Source organism: Pseudomonas koreensis, assembly GCF_025447595.1.
Classification (GTDB): domain Bacteria; phylum Pseudomonadota; class Gammaproteobacteria; order Pseudomonadales; family Pseudomonadaceae; genus Aquipseudomonas; species Aquipseudomonas koreensis_H.
On sequence record NZ_JAOEJU010000011.1, the window covers coordinates 156,822 to 173,417 of the forward strand.

Here is a 16,596-nt window from a genome sequence, read left to right on the forward strand (position 1 = left end):
TTGGGCTATAATCGCCGCCCTTTTTTGAATCACCGCCAGGCGATTTCCCATGACCAGACAGGCCGCCGAAGTCGCGAAACGCCGCACTTTCGCCATTATTTCCCACCCCGATGCCGGTAAAACCACCATCACCGAAAAGCTCTTGCTGATGGGCAAGGCGATTGCTGTGGCCGGCACGGTGAAATCCCGTAAATCCGACCGCCATGCGACATCCGACTGGATGGAGATGGAAAAGCAGCGGGGCATCTCGATCACCACGTCGGTCATGCAGTTCCCGTATCGCGAACACATGATCAACCTGCTCGACACCCCGGGCCACGAAGACTTCTCCGAAGATACCTACCGCACCCTGACTGCGGTGGACTCGGCCTTGATGGTCCTCGACGGCGGTAAAGGTGTAGAGCCACGCACCATCGCGCTGATGGACGTCTGCCGTCTGCGTGACACGCCGATCGTCAGCTTCATCAACAAACTCGACCGTGACATCCGCGACCCGATCGAACTGCTCGACGAGATCGAAGCCGTGCTGAAGATCAAGGCTGCGCCGATCACCTGGCCGATCGGTTGCTACCGAGACTTCAAGGGCGTGTACCACCTGGCGGACGACTACATCATCGTTTACACCGCCGGTCACGGTCACGAACGCACCGAAACCAAGATCATCGAGAAGCTCGATTCCGATGAAGCCCGCGCTCACCTGGGCGACGAGTACGACCGTTTCCTCGAACAGCTGGAACTGGTGCAGGGCGCCTGCCACGAGTTCAACCAGCAGGAGTTCATCGACGGTCAACTGACTCCGGTGTTCTTCGGTACCGCACTGGGCAACTTCGGTGTCGATCACGTCCTCGACGCCGTGGTCGACTGGGCGCCGCGTCCGCTGCCACGTGTGGCCAACGAGCGTACCGTGGAGCCGGTGGAAGAGAAGTTCTCGGGCTTCATCTTCAAGATCCAGGCGAACATGGACCCGAAACACCGCGACCGCATCGCCTTCATGCGTATCTGCTCCGGCAAGTACGAGAAAGGCATGAAGATGCGCCACGTGCGTACCGGCAAGGACGTGCGCATCGGCGACGCCCTGACGTTCTTCTCCTCCGAGCGTGAACAGCTGGAAGAAGCGTACGCCGGCGACATCATCGGTCTGCACAACCACGGCACGATCCAGATCGGCGATACCTTCAGCGAAGGCGAAACCCTGGGCTTCACCGGTATCCCGCACTTCGCCCCGGAACTGTTCCGCCGCGTACGCCTGCGCGACCCGCTGAAATCCAAGCAACTGCGCCAGGGCCTGCAACAGCTCGCCGAAGAAGGCGCGACCCAGGTGTTCTTCCCGGAGCGCAGCAACGACATTATCCTCGGCGCCGTCGGTGTGCTGCAGTTCGATGTGGTCGCCAGCCGCCTGAAAGAGGAATACAAGGTCGAGTGCTCCTACGAGCCGATCACCGTGTACTCCGCGCGCTGGATCGAATGCAGCGACAAGAAGAAGCTGGAGGAATTCTCCAACAAGGCCGTGGAAAACCTGGCACTGGACGGCGGCGGTCACCTGACCTACCTCGCACCGACCCGCGTCAACCTGGCCCTGATGGAAGAGCGCTGGCCGGACGTGAAATTCCGTGCGACACGTGAGCATCACTAAGCGCTGATTGGCGACACCCGAAAGCCCACTGATAAAACAGTGGGCTTTTTTTTGCGTGTTGATTAAGTATGCGAACTCATTCAAGTCGGGCGCGGTGCGTCTGGTCGATCAACAAGGGAGCAATCGAATGACAGGGAGGCTCGCTCATCTGCTTCGGCCCGACGGCTATTTCAGCCTGATGGCCTGGGTGCTGGCGGCGCTGCTGTTCATCAATCGCCTGAGCAGCATGGTCAAGCTGTTCATGGCGTTGTACTTGCGGCAGGAGCTGGGGCTGGCGATCGAAACGGTCGGCTGGCTGCTGTCGGCATATGGATGCGGTCTGCTGATCGGCTCGATGCTCGGCGGGTGGCTCAGTGACCACGTGCGCACGGCGCGACTGACGGCTGCTCTGTTCTTTGTCTCTGCGTGGGTTCTGGTCTCGCTGGGGCTGGTCACGCAAGTGCCATTGCTGGCCGGGCTGCTGTTGCTCAGCGGCACTCTCGACGGTGCAATCCGCACCCTGCATCAGCGGCTGATCATGGAGTATTGCGAAGTCGCGCAGCGCCCACGGGCGCAGGCCTTGAGCCGCATTGCCAGGAACCTCGGGATGGCCGCTGCCGGTGTGGCGGGCGGTGTTCTGGCACAGGTGGATTTTCGCTGGGTGTTTTTCATCAGCGCCGGGCTCACGCTGCTGGCGCTGCTCTGGTTTGTCCGCACAACCTGGCGCCGACCGGTGCTGATCGCTGACGAGGCACCACAGACGCAATCGGGCACGGGCCTGCCGTATCGCGACAAGCCATTCCTCTGGCTGCTGGCGGCGACCGTCCTTCTGGGCATGGCGTTCGACACGGTCTACAGCACCTTGGGCAACTACCTTCGCGACTATTACCGCTTGAGTACCGAGGCCATCGGCTGGCAGTTCGCGATCAATGCGATTCTGGTGGTGGCGCTGCAGATTCCCATGTCGCACTGGGGGGAACGCTGGGGCGCGCGCCGGCCGTTGATCGCCGGTTGTGTGCTGCTGGCGCTCGGGCTCGGCATGTTGCCGCTGGGTTCCGGGTTGGTTTATGCCTGCCTCTCGACCGTGATCTGGACGCTGGGGGAGGCGTTGTTCATGCCGCCGTTGAACGTGCTGGTGATGCAGCATGCGCAAACCGGAAAAAGCGGCCGCTACTTTGGTCTGTTCTTCATGGCCTGGAGTGCGAGTTCGCTGTTGTCGCCGGTGCTGGGTGGGCAGCTCTACGGCCAGTTCGGTGGCCACAGTGTCTGGTTGGCGAGTGCCGTGTTGGCCTTGCTGTCAGTGCCGCTGATTTATCAGGCAACTCGAATTCGAGCTTCGAAAGGGCTTTAGCCGATCCGGTTATGAGCGTTATTCGAAAGCGGTCTGTCCACGCATGGCATTTCCGGGCATGGGTTAGCGTCCTATCTGGTGAACCCGGCGGATCGGAACTAGATTTCAATCAGCGTCAGGTCAGCACGAATTTCTCACCTGGAACAGGATGGACTCGGCTATGAAAAACAGGTTGCTACGCGTTTTGCTGCTGTTGAAAGTGATGGTGATGCTGTCCCTCGGCACCGCGACGGCCTGGGCCGAGTGCGAGGATCACGATACCCAGGCCTCCAGCGGGCAGGTGGGGCACAGCGCGCTGATGCTGGCCAAGTCCGAGTCCGAGCCGGGCGATCAGGGCCAGGGTGGCAGCGCCGACGATGACGATTCGACCACCGATGAGCCGGACACCGACGATCCGGACGAGGGCGATAGCCAGACGTAGATTCCAGCCAAAAGAAAACCCCTTTTACCTCGACTGATGCGCAATCGAGGCAGAAGGGGTTTGGTCAACACTTCAATTCAGAGAACAACCCAACTCTTGTGGGAGCGAGCCTGCTCGCGATTGCGGTGTGTCAGTTGATATGCATGTCGACTGATCCAGTGCCTTCGCGAGCAAACTCGTTCCCACAGTATTTTGTGTCGATCTCCAAATCTGCTTTTAGGCCGCGCCGTCGAGGAATTGCTCGGCGTAGTGGCATGCAACCTGACGCGTGTCGAGCTGGCGCAGGGCCGGCTCCTCGCTGCTGCAACGCGCGGTGGCGTAAGGGCAGCGCTTGTGGAACGCGCAGCCAGGCGGCGGGTTCAGCGGGTTGGGCAGCTCGCCGACGATCTTGATTTTCGGCTTGTCCGGATCCGGGTGGATGGTCGGAGTCGCCGACAGCAGCGCCTGGGTGTACGGGTGCAGAGGACGGGCATAGATGTCGTGCTTCGGACCGATTTCCACCGGGCGACCGAGGTACATCACCATCACGTCATCGGCCACGTGCTGCACCACCGCCAGGTTGTGCGAGATGAACACGTAACCGGTGTTGAACTCCTGCTGCATGTCCATGAACAGGTTCAGCACCTGTGCCTGGATCGACACGTCCAGCGCCGAGGTCGGTTCGTCCGCCACCAGCACTTTCGGTTGCAGCATCATGGCGCGAGCCAGCGCGATACGCTGACGCTGACCGCCGGAGAACATGTGCGGATAGCGCTGGTAGTGCTCGGGACGCAAGCCGACCTGCTTCATCATCGCCTGGACTTTCTCGCGACGCTCGGCGGCCGAAAGGTTTGTGTTGATCAGCAGCGGTTCGGCCAGTTGATCACCGACTTTCTGCCGTGGGTTCAACGACGCGTAAGGGCTCTGGAACACCATCTGCACGTCTTTGCGCAGTTGTTTGCGCTGAGCCTTGTCGGCGCCGGCCACTTCTTGCCCGGCGATTTTCAGCGAGCCGGACGACGGCTCCTCGATCAGGGTCAGGGCGCGGGCGAGGGTGGATTTGCCGCAGCCCGATTCACCGACGACGGCGAGGGTCTTGCCGGCTTCCAGCTCGAACGACACGCCGTTGAGGGCGCGCACAGTGGCATGGCCCTTGAACAGGCCACGGGAGACTTCGTAGTGACGGGTCAGGTCGCGGGCGGTAAGTACGACGGCCATTACGCCACCTCCTGGTTCAACGGGTAGAAGCAGCGGGCGAGGCTGTTGCTTTTCGGGTCAAGGGTCGGACGCTGCGCGCGGCAGCTGTCCTGCACGTACGGGCAGCGCGGCGACAGCAGGCAGCCTTGCGGGCGGTCGTAGCGGCCGGGAACGATGCCCGGCAGGGTGGCCAGACGCTCGGCACCCTGGCTGTGTTCCGGAATCGCCTTGAGCAGCGCTTCGCTGTACGGGTGCGCCGGGATGTCGAACAGTTGCGGAACCTGACCGACTTCAACGGCTTGACCGGCGTACATCACACAGACGCGCTGGGCGGTTTCGGCTACCACGGCGAGGTCGTGGGTGATCAGCACCAGGCCCATGTTCTGCTCTTTCTGCAACGCCAGCAGCAGGTCCATGATCTGCGCCTGAATCGTCACGTCGAGTGCGGTGGTCGGCTCGTCGGCGATCAGCAGTTTCGGCTCGCCGGCAATCGCCATGGCAATCGCCACACGCTGGCTCATACCGCCGGACAGTTGATGCGGGTAGGCATCCATACGGCTGGCAGCGCCAGGGATTTCCACCTTTTCCAGCAGTTCGATGGCGCGCTTGCGGGCGGCCTTGCCGGACATTTTCAGGTGCAGGCGCAGCACTTCTTCGATCTGGAAACCGACGGTGTAGCTCGGGTTCAGCGCGGTCATCGGGTCCTGGAACACCATGGACAGGTCTTTGCCGACGATCTGCCGACGCTGGCGATTGCTCAGTTTGAGCATGTCCTTGCCGTCAAAGCTCAGCGAGTCGGCGGTGACGATCCCCGGGTGCTCGATCAGGCCCATCAGCGCCATCATGGTCACGGACTTGCCGGAACCCGACTCGCCCACGATCGCCAGGACTTCGCCCTTGTCGACTTTCAGGTCGAGGCCGTCGACGACCGGGGTGGCGTTCTTGTCGCCGAAGCGAACATTGAGATTCTTGATTTCTAACAGTGACATGGGAATCTCCTCAGGCGGCGTTCTTGAGTTTCGGGTCCAGCGCATCGCGCAGGCCGTCGCCCATCAAGTTGATTGCCAGCACGCTGAGCAAAATGGTCAAACCAGGCAGACTCACCACCCACCAGGCGCGTTCGATGTAGTCGCGGGCCGAAGCCAGCATGGTGCCCCACTCAGGGGTTGGCGGCTGGACGCCGAGGCCGAGGAAGCCCAGGGCGGCGGCATCGAGGATCGCCGAGGAGAAGCTCAGGGTCGCCTGAACGATCAGCGGTGCCATGCAGTTCGGCAGCACGGTGATGAACATCAGGCGCGGCAGGCCGGCACCGGCCAGGCGCGCGGCGGTCACGTAGTCGCGGTTCAGCTCACCCATCACGGCGGCACGGGTCAGACGCACGTAGGACGGCAGCGAAACCACGGCAATCGCGATCACGGTGTTGATCAGGCCAGGGCCGAGGATGGCGACGATCGCCACGGCCAGCAGCAGCGACGGCAGGGCCAGCATGATGTCCATTAGACGCATGATGGTCGGGCCGATCATTTTCGGGAAAAAGCCGGCGAACAGGCCCAGCAGGATTCCCGGGATCAGCGACATCACCACCGACGACAGGCCGATCAGCAGCGACAGGCGCGAACCCTGGATCAGACGCGACAGCAAGTCGCGACCCAGTTCATCGGTGCCGAGCAGGAACTGCATCTGTCCGCCTTCGAGCCACGCCGGCGGCGTCAGCAGGAAGTCACGGTATTGCTCGCTCGGGTTATGCGGGGCGACCCACGGCGCGAAGATCGCGCAGAAAATCACCAGCAGCATGAACAGCAGGCCGGCGACGGCACCCTTGTTCTTGGCGAAGGCCTGCCAGAACTCTTTGTACGGTGACGGGTACAGCAGACTTTGATCCACGGCGGTGGCGGCGGTGACTACTGAGGAAGTTGGAGTGCTCATGGGTATTGACCTCAGCGCTGATGACGGATGCGTGGGTTGGCAAAGCCGTAGAGGATGTCCACCACGAAGTTGACCAGAATCACCAGGCAGGCGATTAACAGGATGCCGTTTTGCACAACCGGGTAGTCCCGGGCGCCGATGGCTTCGATCAGCCATTTACCGATGCCGGGCCAGGAGAAAATGGTTTCGGTCAGAACCGCACCGGCCAGCAGGGTGCCGACTTGCAGGCCGACCACGGTCAGTACCGGAATCAGTGCGTTGCGCAGGCCGTGGACGAACACCACGCGCGACGGCGACAGGCCTTTGGCCCGGGCAGTACGAATGTAGTCTTCACGCAACACTTCGAGCATCGACGAACGGGTCATCCGCGCGATCACTGCCAGCGGAATGGTGCCCAGCACGATGGCCGGCAGGATCAGGTGGTGCAGGGCATCGAGGAACGCGCCCATGTCATCGGCCAGCAGGGTGTCGATCAGCATGAAGCCGGTGCGCGGCTCGATGTCGTAAAGCAGGTCGATTCGCCCGGATACCGGGGTCCAGCCCAGGCTCACCGAGAAGAACATGATGAGGATCAGGCCCCACCAGAAAATCGGCATCGAGTAACCCGCGAGGGAGATGCCCATCACCCCGTGGTCGAACAGGGATCCTCGCTTGAGGGCCGCAATCACCCCGGCCAGAAGACCCAGGATGCCGGCGAACAGCAGGGCGGCCATGGACAGTTCCAGGGTCGCCGGGAAGAGGGAGGTGAACTCGGTCCAGACGCTCTCACGGGTGCGCAGGGATTCGCCGAGGTCGCCATGGGCCAGTTTGCCGATGTAGTCCAGATACTGGGCGTACAGCGGTTTGTTCAGACCGAGGCGTTCCATTGCCTGAGCGTGCATTTCGGGGTCGACCCGACGTTCGCCCATCATCACTTCCACGGGGTCGCCGGGAATCATGCGAATCAACGCGAAAGTCAGCAAGGTGATGCCGAAAAACGTGGGGATCAATAACCCCAGTCGGCGGGCAATAAAACTAAACATCTTGTGTGCTACCTCATCAGCCGGTTAGGCGTGCCCGGCGACCCTGGGGTCAGGGAGGCCGGGAGTTTTCTTATCTACTTCACCTGGGTGGTGGCGAAGTTATTGGTTGTCAGAGGGCTGATGTGATAACCCTCTACGTTGTTGCGCATTGCGGTGAACATGCGGGTGTGGGCCATGCTGATCCACGGCTGGTCCTGATTGAAGATGACTTGCGCCTCTTCATACAGTTTGGCGCGTTCGGCCGGATCTACTTTAGCCCGTGCTTCGTCCAGCAGGGTCTGGAATTTCTCGTTGCACCAGCGAGCGTAGTTTTCGCCGTTCTTGGCCGCTTCGCAACTGAGCATAGGCGTCAGGAAGTTATCCGGGTCGCCGTTGTCGCCCGCCCATCCGGCCGAGACCATGTCGTGCTCGCCGGCCTTGGCGCGTTTGAGCATCTCGCCCCATTCCATCACGCGGATGTCGATCTTGATCCCGACTTTCGCCAGGTCAGCCTGCATCATCTGCGCGCCCAGCATCGGGTTCGGGTTGGTCGGGCCGCCGCCGTTGCGGGTAAACAGAGTAAACACGGTGCCTTCCGGTACGCCGGCTTCCTTGAGCAGGGCGCGGGCCTTGTCGAGGTCACGTGGCGGGTTCTTCAGCTCGTGGTTGTAGCCCAGCAGGGTCGGCGGGTACGGGTTGACCGCGACCGACGCGTTGCCTTTGCCGAACAGCGCGTTGACGTAGGCTTCCTTGTCGAAGGCGATGTCGATCGCTTTGCGCACCCGCACGTCGCTGATGTATTTGTGCTGGGTGTTCATGGCGATGTACGAGACGGTCATCGCGTCCATTTCATCGACTTTCAGCTTGTCGTCTTTCTTGATGCTCGGGATGTCATCCGGTTTTGGATACAGCGCGATCTGGCACTCATTGGCCTTGAGCTTCTGCAAACGCACGTTGTTGTCGGTGGCAATCGCCAGGATCAGCGCGTCAGCCGGGGCCTTGCCGCGGAAGTAGTCCGGGTTGGCCTTGAAGCGTACCTGGGCGTCCTTGGCGTAACGCTGGAAGATGAACGGGCCGGTGCCGACCGGTTTGTTGTTCAGGTCGCCGGTCTTGTTGGCTTTGAGCAACTGATCGGCGTATTCGGCCGGGTAGATCGAGGAGAACGCCATGGCGATGTCGGCCAGGAACGGCGCTTCGCGACGGGTCAGGGTGAACTTGACGGTGTTGTCGTCGATTTTCTCGACGCTTTTCAGCAGTTCCTTGAAGCCCATGCTTTCAAAGTACGGGAAGCCCACGCTCGACAGCTTGTGCCACGGGTGATTCGGGTCCAGTTGACGCTGGAAACTCCAGACCACGTCGTCGGCGTTCATGTCGCGGGTCGGCTTGAAATATTCGGTGGTGTGAAACTTGACGCCTTTGCGCAGATGGAACGTGTAGGTCAGGCCGTCTTCACTGATGTCCCAGGACTCGGCCAGCGCCGGAATCACTTCGGTAGTGCCGGGCTTGAAGTCCGCCAGACGGTTGAAGATGGTTTCGGCCACCGCGTCGGCAGTGACTGCAGTCGTGTACTGGACCATATCGAAGCCTTCCGGACTGGCTTCGGTGCAGACCACCAAGGGTTTGGCCGAGACGCCGACAGCGACACTCAGCAACGCAGCCGCGATGGCCGCACGTAGGGGAAGCATTTTCATCAAGAACCCTCTGCAATCGGTTGAAGACAAAAAGCCGAACGGCCGACTCGTCACTGAGTCAGCCGTCGGCTGGCGTTTTTACAGGATGTTGAATGGAACGGTGGTCACCAGACGGAACTCGTTGATGCTGCCGTCAGCCTGGTTCTCGCTCGCGCGGTGCGCGGTGTAGGTCGCACGAACGGTGGTGGCTTTCAGAGGACCGCTCTGTACCGCATAAGCGGCACCGATGCCGTATTCATAGTGGTGCTCGCCGTCCATCGACTGCACGCCATCGTAGCCGCCACCCTTGTAGTGAGTGCCGTCGATGCCCCAGCCGCGGGCCTGGTAGATGTTGAACTTCAGACCTGGCACGCCGTATTCGGCCATGTTCAGACCGTAGGCCACCTGGAAGGATTTCTCGTTCGGGCCGTTGAAGTCCGACAGCAGGGAGTTGGCCAGGTAGATACCGTTGGTTTCGTGCAGGTAGTCGAAGTACTCGTTACCGTTCACTTCCTGGTAGGAGAAGGTCAAGGTATGCGCCTGGTGAGTCAGACCGAACGACAGGGAGTAGGTGTCGTTGTCGATTTCGCCCAGTTTTTTCTTACCTTCGTCCACGGTCTTGTAGTAGTTCAGACCGGTGGTCAGAGCCAGCACCGAGCTGTCACCCAGCACGTGGGTGGCGCCGAAGTAGTACTGGTTCCACAGGTCTTCGGCCTGGGTGCCCCACAGGCTGGTGGTCAGGCTGGCGAACGGCTGGTACGAGATGCCGCCGGTGTGAACATGGTCGGCTTCGGCATCGATCGCGCCGTATTCGGAGCGGAACTTGCTCAGGCTTTCTTCAGTACGCGGCGAAACGCGATCGAACGAGGCCAGGTCGAAGGACAGGTTGTTCAGCTCTTCGCTGTGGATCGCAACACCTTCGAAACTCGAAGGCAGCGGACGGTTGCCGATCACGTCGACCTGCGGGCTGCTGAAGTTCATGCGGCCGGCGGTCAGGGTGGTGTTGGAGATCCGCGCCTTGACGTTGGCCAGGCCGACTTTGCTCCACTGGCCCTGAGCTTCGCCGCCTTCACGGGTCAGGGTACGGTTGTTGCCCGCGCCTGGACGGGTGCCCGGTGCGCCACCGTTGTTGGACGCCAGGTTCTCGCGGTCACGCTCCAGCGCGATGGCGTTGTACGCCGCCACTTCGGTGCTGAAACCCACAGTACCTTCGGTGAAGCCCGAGTTGTACTTGACGATGGTGCCTTGCACCCAGTTGATACGACGGTCGGTCGGGGTGGCCACGCCATCCTTGCGATAGGTGAACTTGCCGCCGCGCTTCAGTTGCTCGTTGGCGTACCAGTTACGGGTCGAGCCGCTGATCGACTGACCTTCGAGGAAGCCGGTGGCTTCAGCCTGGGCGCTCTTCTCATTGACGGTCACCGGAGTGAACGCCTGGCTTTGGGTTTCCGCGTAAGCCGTGGCGGTGATGCTGCTGATGGCCAGGGCCAGTATCGCGGTATTGCTCAGTTTCATGGGTGAAGCTCCTTTACTTTCTTTTTATGCCGGCCTTTTTTGGTTGACCGGTTATTGGTTTAGAACTCATTCACACATCGCAAACGTTTGCAAAAGGCCTGATTGGCGAATTTCGGCAAAGCGCTTGCGTGAGGGGGTAGACGGCCCCCTCAGCATTGCGGCTAATCGGTTTTTGGTTTAATCGATGCTGACACCCGAAAACACGTTGCGACCGAACGGGCTCACCTTGAACCCTTCGACTTTGGCGCTCAGCGGCTGGTTGACCGTCGAGTGGGCGACAGGCGTGATCGGCACTTGCTGCTTGAGCAGTTGCTGGGCCTGTTTGTAGAGCACGGTGCGCTGGTCGCGGTCGGTGACGACCTTGGCCTGTTTGATCAGCTTGTCGTAAGCCGGATCGCACCACATGGAGTAGTTGTTGCCGCCGATGGCGTCGCAGCTGTACAGCGTGCCGAGCCAGTTGTCCGGGTCCCCGTTGTCACCGGTCCAGCCGATCAGGCTGATGTCGTGCTCGCCATTCTTGGTGCGCTTGATGTACTCGCCCCATTCGTAGCTGACGATCTTCACTTTCAGACCGATCTTGGCCCAGTCGGCCTGGAGCATTTCGGCCATCAGTTTGGCGTTGGGGTTGTACGGCCGTTGTACCGGCATCGCCCAGAGGGTGATCTCGGTGCCTTCCTTGACGCCGGCAGCCTTGAGCAGCTCTTTGGCTTTCTCCGGGTTGTAGGCGGCGTCCTTGATCGTGTCGTCGTAGGACCACTGGGTCGGCGGCATGGCGTTGACGGCCAGTTGGCCGGCGCCTTGATAAACAGCGTTGAGAATCCCCTGTTTATTTACCGCCATGTCCAGCGCCTGACGCACTTCGAGCTGGTCGAACGGCTTGTGGCGGGTGTTGTAGGCGATGTAACCGAGGTTGAAGCCGGGTTTTTCGATCAGTTGAAGTTTCGGATCGTTTTTCAGCGCCGGCACGTCAGCCGGACGCGGGTTGACGGTGACCTGGCATTCGTTGGCTTTGACTTTCTGTACGCGAACAGAAGCGTCGGTGTTGATCGCAAAAATCAGGTTCTTCAGCTTCACCCGGCTCTGGTCCCAGTAATGCGGGTTGCCGGTGTAACGGATGTTCGAGTCTTTCTGATAGCTCTTGAACACGAACGGCCCGGTGCCGATCGGTTTCTGGTTGATGTCGCTCGGCTTGCCTTCGGCCAGCAGCTTGTCGGCGTATTCGGCGGACAGGATGGCGGCGAAGCTCATGGCGATGTTCTGGATGAACGCGGCGTCGACGCTGTTGAGCGTCATGACCACGGTCAACGGCCCGGTCTTCTCGACCTTGGCGATGTTCTTGTTGAGGCTCATCCCGTTGAAATACGGGAACTCGGTCGGATAAGCCTTACGGAACGGCTGTTGCGGATCGAGCATGCGGTTAAACGTGAACAGCACGTCGTCGGCGTTGAAGTCGCGCGTCGGCTTGAAGTACGGCGTTGTATGAAACTTTACACCTTCACGCAGGTGAAAGGTGTACTTGAGACCATCCTCGGAAATATCCCAGCTGGTGGCGAGGCCCGGTACAACACCGGTCGCGCCTTTTTCGAACTCGGCCAGACGGTTGTACAACGGCTCGGCGGCGTCGTTATCGGTCGACGTCGTGTACTGCGCAGTGTCGAAACCTGCCGGGCTGCCTTCGGAGCAGAACACCAGACTGTTGCCGGCGGCGTAACTGGCGGACGTGGCGGCCAACAGGCCGGCGCCCAGCAATGCGGAAAAAACCAAGGTATGGCGCATGACGCTCCCTCTTTTTTTAGTGTTTTTCAATGCGCCGCGATCCCGTCCAGGGACGTTGTGGCGGCATTGAGCTCAAACCAATACGGCAGCAAAACCGATAGCCCACGCAGTCACTGGTCAGAACCCGACGGTAGGGGCCGTGGGTCTGGCAGTAAATGCGCTTTGTCCTAAAGCCTCGTAGGAAAAGGCAACACGTCCCGAACCGTCCCGGTAAGGCGGGGCGGAAAAGGTTGTAGGCAAATTCCTGGCTTCTCGGCAAAAAAACAGCGGCGACGCTGAAAACGTCGCCGCTGCTTCTTTTATTTGCTGACGCTGACGCCGTAGAAGGAGTTCAAGCCAAATGGGCTGATCTTGAAGTCCTGCACGTTGGCGCGCATGGGTTGATACACCGTCGAGTGAGCGATAGGTGTCATAGGGACTGCATCTTTGAGGACGTGTTGCGCCTCTTTGTAGAGTTCGGTGCGCTTGGCCTGGTCAGTGGTGCGCTTGGCTTCTTTCACGAGGCCGTCGAACTTCTTGTCGCACCATTTGGAGAAGTTGTTGCCACTCAGGGAGTCGCAACCAAACAACACGTTGAGCCAGTTGTCCGGATCACCATTGTCACCGCTCCAGCCAATCAGCATGCCCTGGTTCTCGCCACCTTTGGAGCGCTTGATGTACTCGCCCCACTCGTAGCTCTGAATCTTCACTTTCAGGCCGATCTTCGCCCAGTCGGACTGAAGCATTTCAGCCATCAGCTTGGCGTTCGGGTTGTACGGACGCTGAACCGGCATGGCCCACAGGACGATCTCGGTACCTTCCTTGACGCCGGCTTCCTTGAGTAGCTGTTTGGCTTTCTCAGGATCGTACTTGGCGTCCTTGATAGTGGTGTCGTAGGACCACTGGGTTGGCGGCATGGCGTTGACAGCCAGTTGGCCGGCGCCCTGGTAAACCGAGTCGATGATCTGTGGCTTGTTCACAGCCATGTCCAGCGCCTGGCGAACGCGCAGGTCGGCCAGCGGGTTCGGCTCGTTGCTGCCCTTGACCTTGTCCATCACGTTGTAGGCGATGTAGCCCAGGTTGAAACCAGCCTGGTCAGGCATCTTCAGCGCCGGGTCTTCTTTCAGCGCCTTGAGGTCAGCCGGACGAGGGAACAGGGTGACCTGGCACTCGTTCTTTTTCAGCTTCTGGATACGTACCGACGGGTCGGTGGTGATGGCGAAGATCAGGTTGTCGATCTTCACGTCTTCAGGCTTCCAGTAGTCCTTGTTCCCGGTGTAACGGATGTTGGAGTCTTTCTGGTAGCTCTTGAACACGAACGGGCCAGTGCCGATCGGCTTCTGGTTGATGTCGGCAGCCTTGCCTTCCTTCAGCAGCTGGGCTGCGTACTCGGAGGACTGAACAGACGCGAAGCTCATGGCCATGTTCTGGATGAACGCGGCGTCGACTTCTTTCAGGGTGAACTTGACGGTGTGGTCGTCGACTTTATCGATCTTGGTGATGTTGGTGTCCATCCCCATGTCGGTGAAGTACGGGAATTCGGTCGGGTACGCCTTACGGAACGGGTCATCCTTGTTAATCATGCGATTGAAGGTGAACAGCACGTCGTCGGCGTTGAACTCACGAGTCGGCTTGAAATACGGGGTGGTGTGGAACTTGACGCCTTCGCGCAGGTGGAAGGTGTAAGTCAGGCCGTCATCCGAGATGTCCCACTTGGTCGCCAGACCAGGAATCACGGCGGTACCGCCACGCTCGAACTGGGTCAGACGGTTGAACATGGTTTCGGCTGAGGCGTCGAAGTCGGTTCCGGTGGTGTATTGGCCTGGATCGAAACCGGCCGGGCTGCCTTCGGAGCAGAACACCAGGTTAGTCGCAGCGGTGGCGAAAGGTGCGGAGGCTAACAAGCCTGCGCCGACTAAAAACGGAATGACCGCGTGTTTAAGCATGTTGGCCTCATGATTTGTTGTCATTTTTTAGTTGTGAGGTACGACCTCGTGAGTCGTGCCTGCGGATACTTATGCAGGGCCCATACCCAATGCAAGATCCAGAGCGCTCGGCGGCGTCAAAGCGTGGCACGAACGTACCTTAATGTCGCATCTGTATAACTTTTGACGCATTTAACCGTTTGCGGACGTTTTTTACGGTGCAAATGCCGCCCTGAAATGGTGCAACCAGGGCGCAAAATGCGCCCGGTTGGGGCTGGGTGTTACTTATTTATACCCACGCCATAGAAGGGGGTTAGACCGAACGGGCTGATCTTGAAGTCGGTGACTTCCTTGCGCAGTGGCTGGAACACCGTGGAGTTGGCGATCGGCGTGATCGGCACCTGCTGTTTAAGGATCAGTTGCGCCTGTTGATACAGTTTTACCCGTTGCGATTTATCGGTGGATACCTTGGCCTGCTGTACCAGCTTGTCGTAGGCCGGGTCGCACCATTTGGCGTAGTTGCTGCCTTTCACTGCCGCGCAGCTGTAAAGCACGCCCAGCCAGTTGTCCGGGTCGCCGTTGTCACCGGTCCAGCCGTAGATCATCGCGTCGTGTTCGCCATTCTTGGCGCGCTTGATGTATTCGCCCCATTCATAGCTGACGATGTTGGCCTTGATCCCGATCTTCTCCCAGTCCTGCTGAATCATTTGTGCCGACATTCGCGCGTTCGGGTTGGACGCACGCTGCACTGTCATCGCCCAAAGGTTGATGGTTGTACCCGGTGCAACCCCGGCTTCCTTGAGTAGCGCCTTGGCTTTTACAGGGTCGTGCGGCGCGTCTTTTATGTTCGGATCGAATGACCATTGCGCCGGCGGCAAGGCGTTTTGTGCCAGTTGTCCGGCACTCTGGTAAACAGCCTTGATGATCGCCGGTTTGTCGATGGCCATGTCCAGCGCCTGGCGCACTTTGAGCTGATCCAGCGGCGGGTGGGTGGTGTTGTAGGCGAGGAAGCCGAGGTTGAAACCGGCCTGTTTCAACACCCGCAGATTCGGGTCTTTTTCCATCACTTCGATGTCGGCCGGGCGCGGGTAGCCGCTGACCTGGCATTCGCCGGTCTTGAGCTTTTGCAGGCGGACGGCGGCGTCCGGGGTGATCGAGAACACCAGGTTATCGATTTTTACGTCTTCGGGTTTCCAGTAGTCCCTGTTCGCTGTGTAGCGGATCTGTGCGTCCTTCTGATAACGCTTGAACACGAACGGCCCGGTGCCGACCGGTTTCTGGTTGAGGTCGGCGGCGTGGCCTTCCTTCAACAGTTGGGTGGCGTATTCGGCCGATTGCACCGAGGCGAAGCTCATGGCGAGGTTTTGCACGAAGGCGGCGTCGACGTTGTTCAGGTTGAAGCGCACGGTGTTTTCGTCGAGTTTTTCCACGGATTTGATCGTGGTGTTCAGGTCCATGTCTGTGAAATACGGGGACTCGGCGGGGTAGGCCTTGCGGAAGGCGTTGTCCGGGTCGAGCAGGCGCTGGAAGGTGAACAGGACGTCGTCGGCGTTGAAGGTGCGGGTCGGGGTGAAGTAATCCGTGGTGTGGAATTTTACGTTCTGGCGCAGGTGGAAGGTGTACTGGAGGCCGTCCGGGGTTACGTCCCAGCTTGTGGCCAGACCGGGTTCGACTTCGGTGCCGCCGCGTTTGAATTGGGTTAGGCGGTTGAAGACGGTTTCGGCGGAGGCGTCGAAGTCGGTGCCGCTGGTGTATTGGCTGGGGTCGAAGCCGGCGGGGCTGGCTTCGGAGCAGTACACCAGGGTTGTTGCTGCGTTTGCGATGGGGGTTATGGCGGTCAGGGCCAGGGTAATCAGGAGTGGTTTGAGGGTGGATCTATGCATGTCTGGCCCGTGGGGTTTTCAGGTGGTTGTTGTTTGAGGTTAGCGGGGATTTGAGGGTGTTCGGAAATATTGTTTTTTGAGGGGGTGCGTCTATCTCGGTATATCCAGCGGTTTTTGGGCGTATTCGTTTTTTTGGGGGGGATGTGTACATATCCATTTTTTCGGTAACGGCGGCTTATGGTTTCGCCCTTACGGCGACTCCCTTTGGCAAACGCCCCAAAGGAAGCAAAGGTCTTGGGCCCCGGCGTTCGGCCCGCTCGCTGGGGCTCGGGGTTCCTTCGTTACGGGATTCATCCGGGGGCATCGCCTACGGTTTGCTTCGCTGCACCTCCTCTCGATGCATGCGGCTTCGCCGCACGGT

At 59.9% G+C, this 16,596-nt stretch carries 12 protein-coding genes; 3 read left to right on the forward strand and 9 right to left on the reverse strand.

The window, feature by feature from the left end; translation table 11 throughout:
• The first annotated feature begins 49 nt into the window (after window positions 1-49).
• The 3 genes from N8H71_RS15595 (at window position 50) to N8H71_RS15605 (ending at window position 3,384) form a co-directional block, all read left to right on the forward strand.
• Entirely contained in the window at window positions 50-1,633 is a 1,584-nt protein-coding gene (locus N8H71_RS15595; RefSeq protein WP_085608055.1) for a peptide chain release factor 3, read from the forward strand.
• A gap of 127 nt (window positions 1,634-1,760) precedes the next feature.
• Window positions 1,761-2,963: an MFS transporter gene (locus N8H71_RS15600; RefSeq protein WP_262194679.1), complete on the forward strand. Its 1,203-nt coding sequence runs from the start codon at window positions 1,761-1,763 to the stop codon at window positions 2,961-2,963.
• A gap of 160 nt (window positions 2,964-3,123) precedes the next feature.
• Window positions 3,124-3,384, forward strand: coding sequence for a hypothetical protein (locus N8H71_RS15605; RefSeq protein ID WP_064384136.1), 261 nt, complete (start codon window positions 3,124-3,126; stop codon window positions 3,382-3,384).
• Window positions 3,385-3,600: 216 nt separating this feature from the next.
• Here N8H71_RS15605 and N8H71_RS15610 read toward each other — a convergent pair whose 3' ends face one another.
• The 9 genes from N8H71_RS15610 to N8H71_RS15650 all read right to left on the reverse strand — a co-directional run bounded on the left by N8H71_RS15610 (window position 3,601) and on the right by N8H71_RS15650 (window position 16,235).
• Window positions 3,601-4,581, reverse strand: a complete 981-nt coding sequence (locus N8H71_RS15610; RefSeq protein ID WP_262194680.1) for a peptide ABC transporter ATP-binding protein — start codon at window positions 4,579-4,581, stop codon at window positions 3,601-3,603.
• Complete coding sequence (locus tag N8H71_RS15615; protein ID WP_085685664.1) at window positions 4,581-5,549, reverse strand: ABC transporter ATP-binding protein; 969 nt, start codon at window positions 5,547-5,549, stop codon at window positions 4,581-4,583. The genes N8H71_RS15610 and N8H71_RS15615 overlap by 1 nt, the downstream gene beginning before the upstream one ends.
• A gap of 10 nt (window positions 5,550-5,559) precedes the next feature.
• Window positions 5,560-6,486 carry an ABC transporter permease subunit gene (locus N8H71_RS15620; protein ID WP_115076533.1) on the reverse strand — a complete coding sequence of 309 codons (927 nt, stop codon included), beginning with the start codon at window positions 6,484-6,486 and terminating at the stop codon, window positions 5,560-5,562.
• Between the two features lie 11 nt (window positions 6,487-6,497).
• On the reverse strand, window positions 6,498-7,508 hold the full coding sequence (locus tag N8H71_RS15625; protein ID WP_047597886.1) for an ABC transporter permease subunit: 1,011 nt from the start codon (window positions 7,506-7,508) through the stop codon (window positions 6,498-6,500).
• A 74-nt stretch (window positions 7,509-7,582) separates the two neighbouring features.
• Window positions 7,583-9,178: an ABC transporter substrate-binding protein gene (locus N8H71_RS15630; RefSeq protein WP_262194682.1), complete on the reverse strand. Its 1,596-nt coding sequence runs from the start codon at window positions 9,176-9,178 to the stop codon at window positions 7,583-7,585.
• A gap of 78 nt (window positions 9,179-9,256) precedes the next feature.
• Window positions 9,257-10,672, reverse strand: coding sequence for an OprD family porin (locus N8H71_RS15635; protein ID WP_007953663.1), 1,416 nt, complete (start codon window positions 10,670-10,672; stop codon window positions 9,257-9,259).
• Between the two features lie 177 nt (window positions 10,673-10,849).
• Entirely contained in the window at window positions 10,850-12,448 is a 1,599-nt protein-coding gene (locus N8H71_RS15640) for an ABC transporter substrate-binding protein (RefSeq protein ID WP_262194683.1), read from the reverse strand.
• A 299-nt stretch (window positions 12,449-12,747) separates the two neighbouring features.
• The gene (locus N8H71_RS15645; RefSeq protein ID WP_262194684.1) at window positions 12,748-14,373 is read right to left on the reverse strand and encodes an ABC transporter substrate-binding protein; all 1,626 of its coding nucleotides are present in this window, start codon (window positions 14,371-14,373) and stop codon (window positions 12,748-12,750) included.
• 260 nt (window positions 14,374-14,633) lie between these two features.
• Window positions 14,634-16,235: an ABC transporter substrate-binding protein gene (locus tag N8H71_RS15650; RefSeq protein WP_262194685.1), complete on the reverse strand. Its 1,602-nt coding sequence runs from the start codon at window positions 16,233-16,235 to the stop codon at window positions 14,634-14,636.
• Between the last annotated feature and the right edge of the window lie 361 nt (window positions 16,236-16,596).

Coding starts and splice junctions, on each gene's coding strand:
- N8H71_RS15635 (WP_007953663.1), bottom strand. CDS start 10,672: ATGAAACTGAGCAATACCGCGATACTGGCCCTGGCCATCAGCAGCATC.
- N8H71_RS15630 (WP_262194682.1), bottom strand. CDS start 9,178: ATGAAAATGCTTCCCCTACGTGCGGCCATCGCGGCTGCGTTGCTGAGT.
- N8H71_RS15625 (WP_047597886.1), bottom strand. CDS start 7,508: ATGTTTAGTTTTATTGCCCGCCGACTGGGGTTATTGATCCCCACGTTT.
- N8H71_RS15595 (WP_085608055.1), top strand. CDS start 50: ATGACCAGACAGGCCGCCGAAGTCGCGAAACGCCGCACTTTCGCCATT.
- N8H71_RS15640 (WP_262194683.1), bottom strand. CDS start 12,448: ATGCGCCATACCTTGGTTTTTTCCGCATTGCTGGGCGCCGGCCTGTTG.
- N8H71_RS15615 (WP_085685664.1), bottom strand. CDS start 5,549: ATGTCACTGTTAGAAATCAAGAATCTCAATGTTCGCTTCGGCGACAAG.
- N8H71_RS15610 (WP_262194680.1), bottom strand. CDS start 4,581: ATGGCCGTCGTACTTACCGCCCGCGACCTGACCCGTCACTACGAAGTC.
- N8H71_RS15620 (WP_115076533.1), bottom strand. CDS start 6,486: ATGAGCACTCCAACTTCCTCAGTAGTCACCGCCGCCACCGCCGTGGAT.
- N8H71_RS15600 (WP_262194679.1), top strand. CDS start 1,761: ATGACAGGGAGGCTCGCTCATCTGCTTCGGCCCGACGGCTATTTCAGC.
- N8H71_RS15605 (WP_064384136.1), top strand. CDS start 3,124: ATGAAAAACAGGTTGCTACGCGTTTTGCTGCTGTTGAAAGTGATGGTG.
- N8H71_RS15650 (WP_262194685.1), bottom strand. CDS start 16,235: ATGCATAGATCCACCCTCAAACCACTCCTGATTACCCTGGCCCTGACC.
- N8H71_RS15645 (WP_262194684.1), bottom strand. CDS start 14,373: ATGCTTAAACACGCGGTCATTCCGTTTTTAGTCGGCGCAGGCTTGTTA.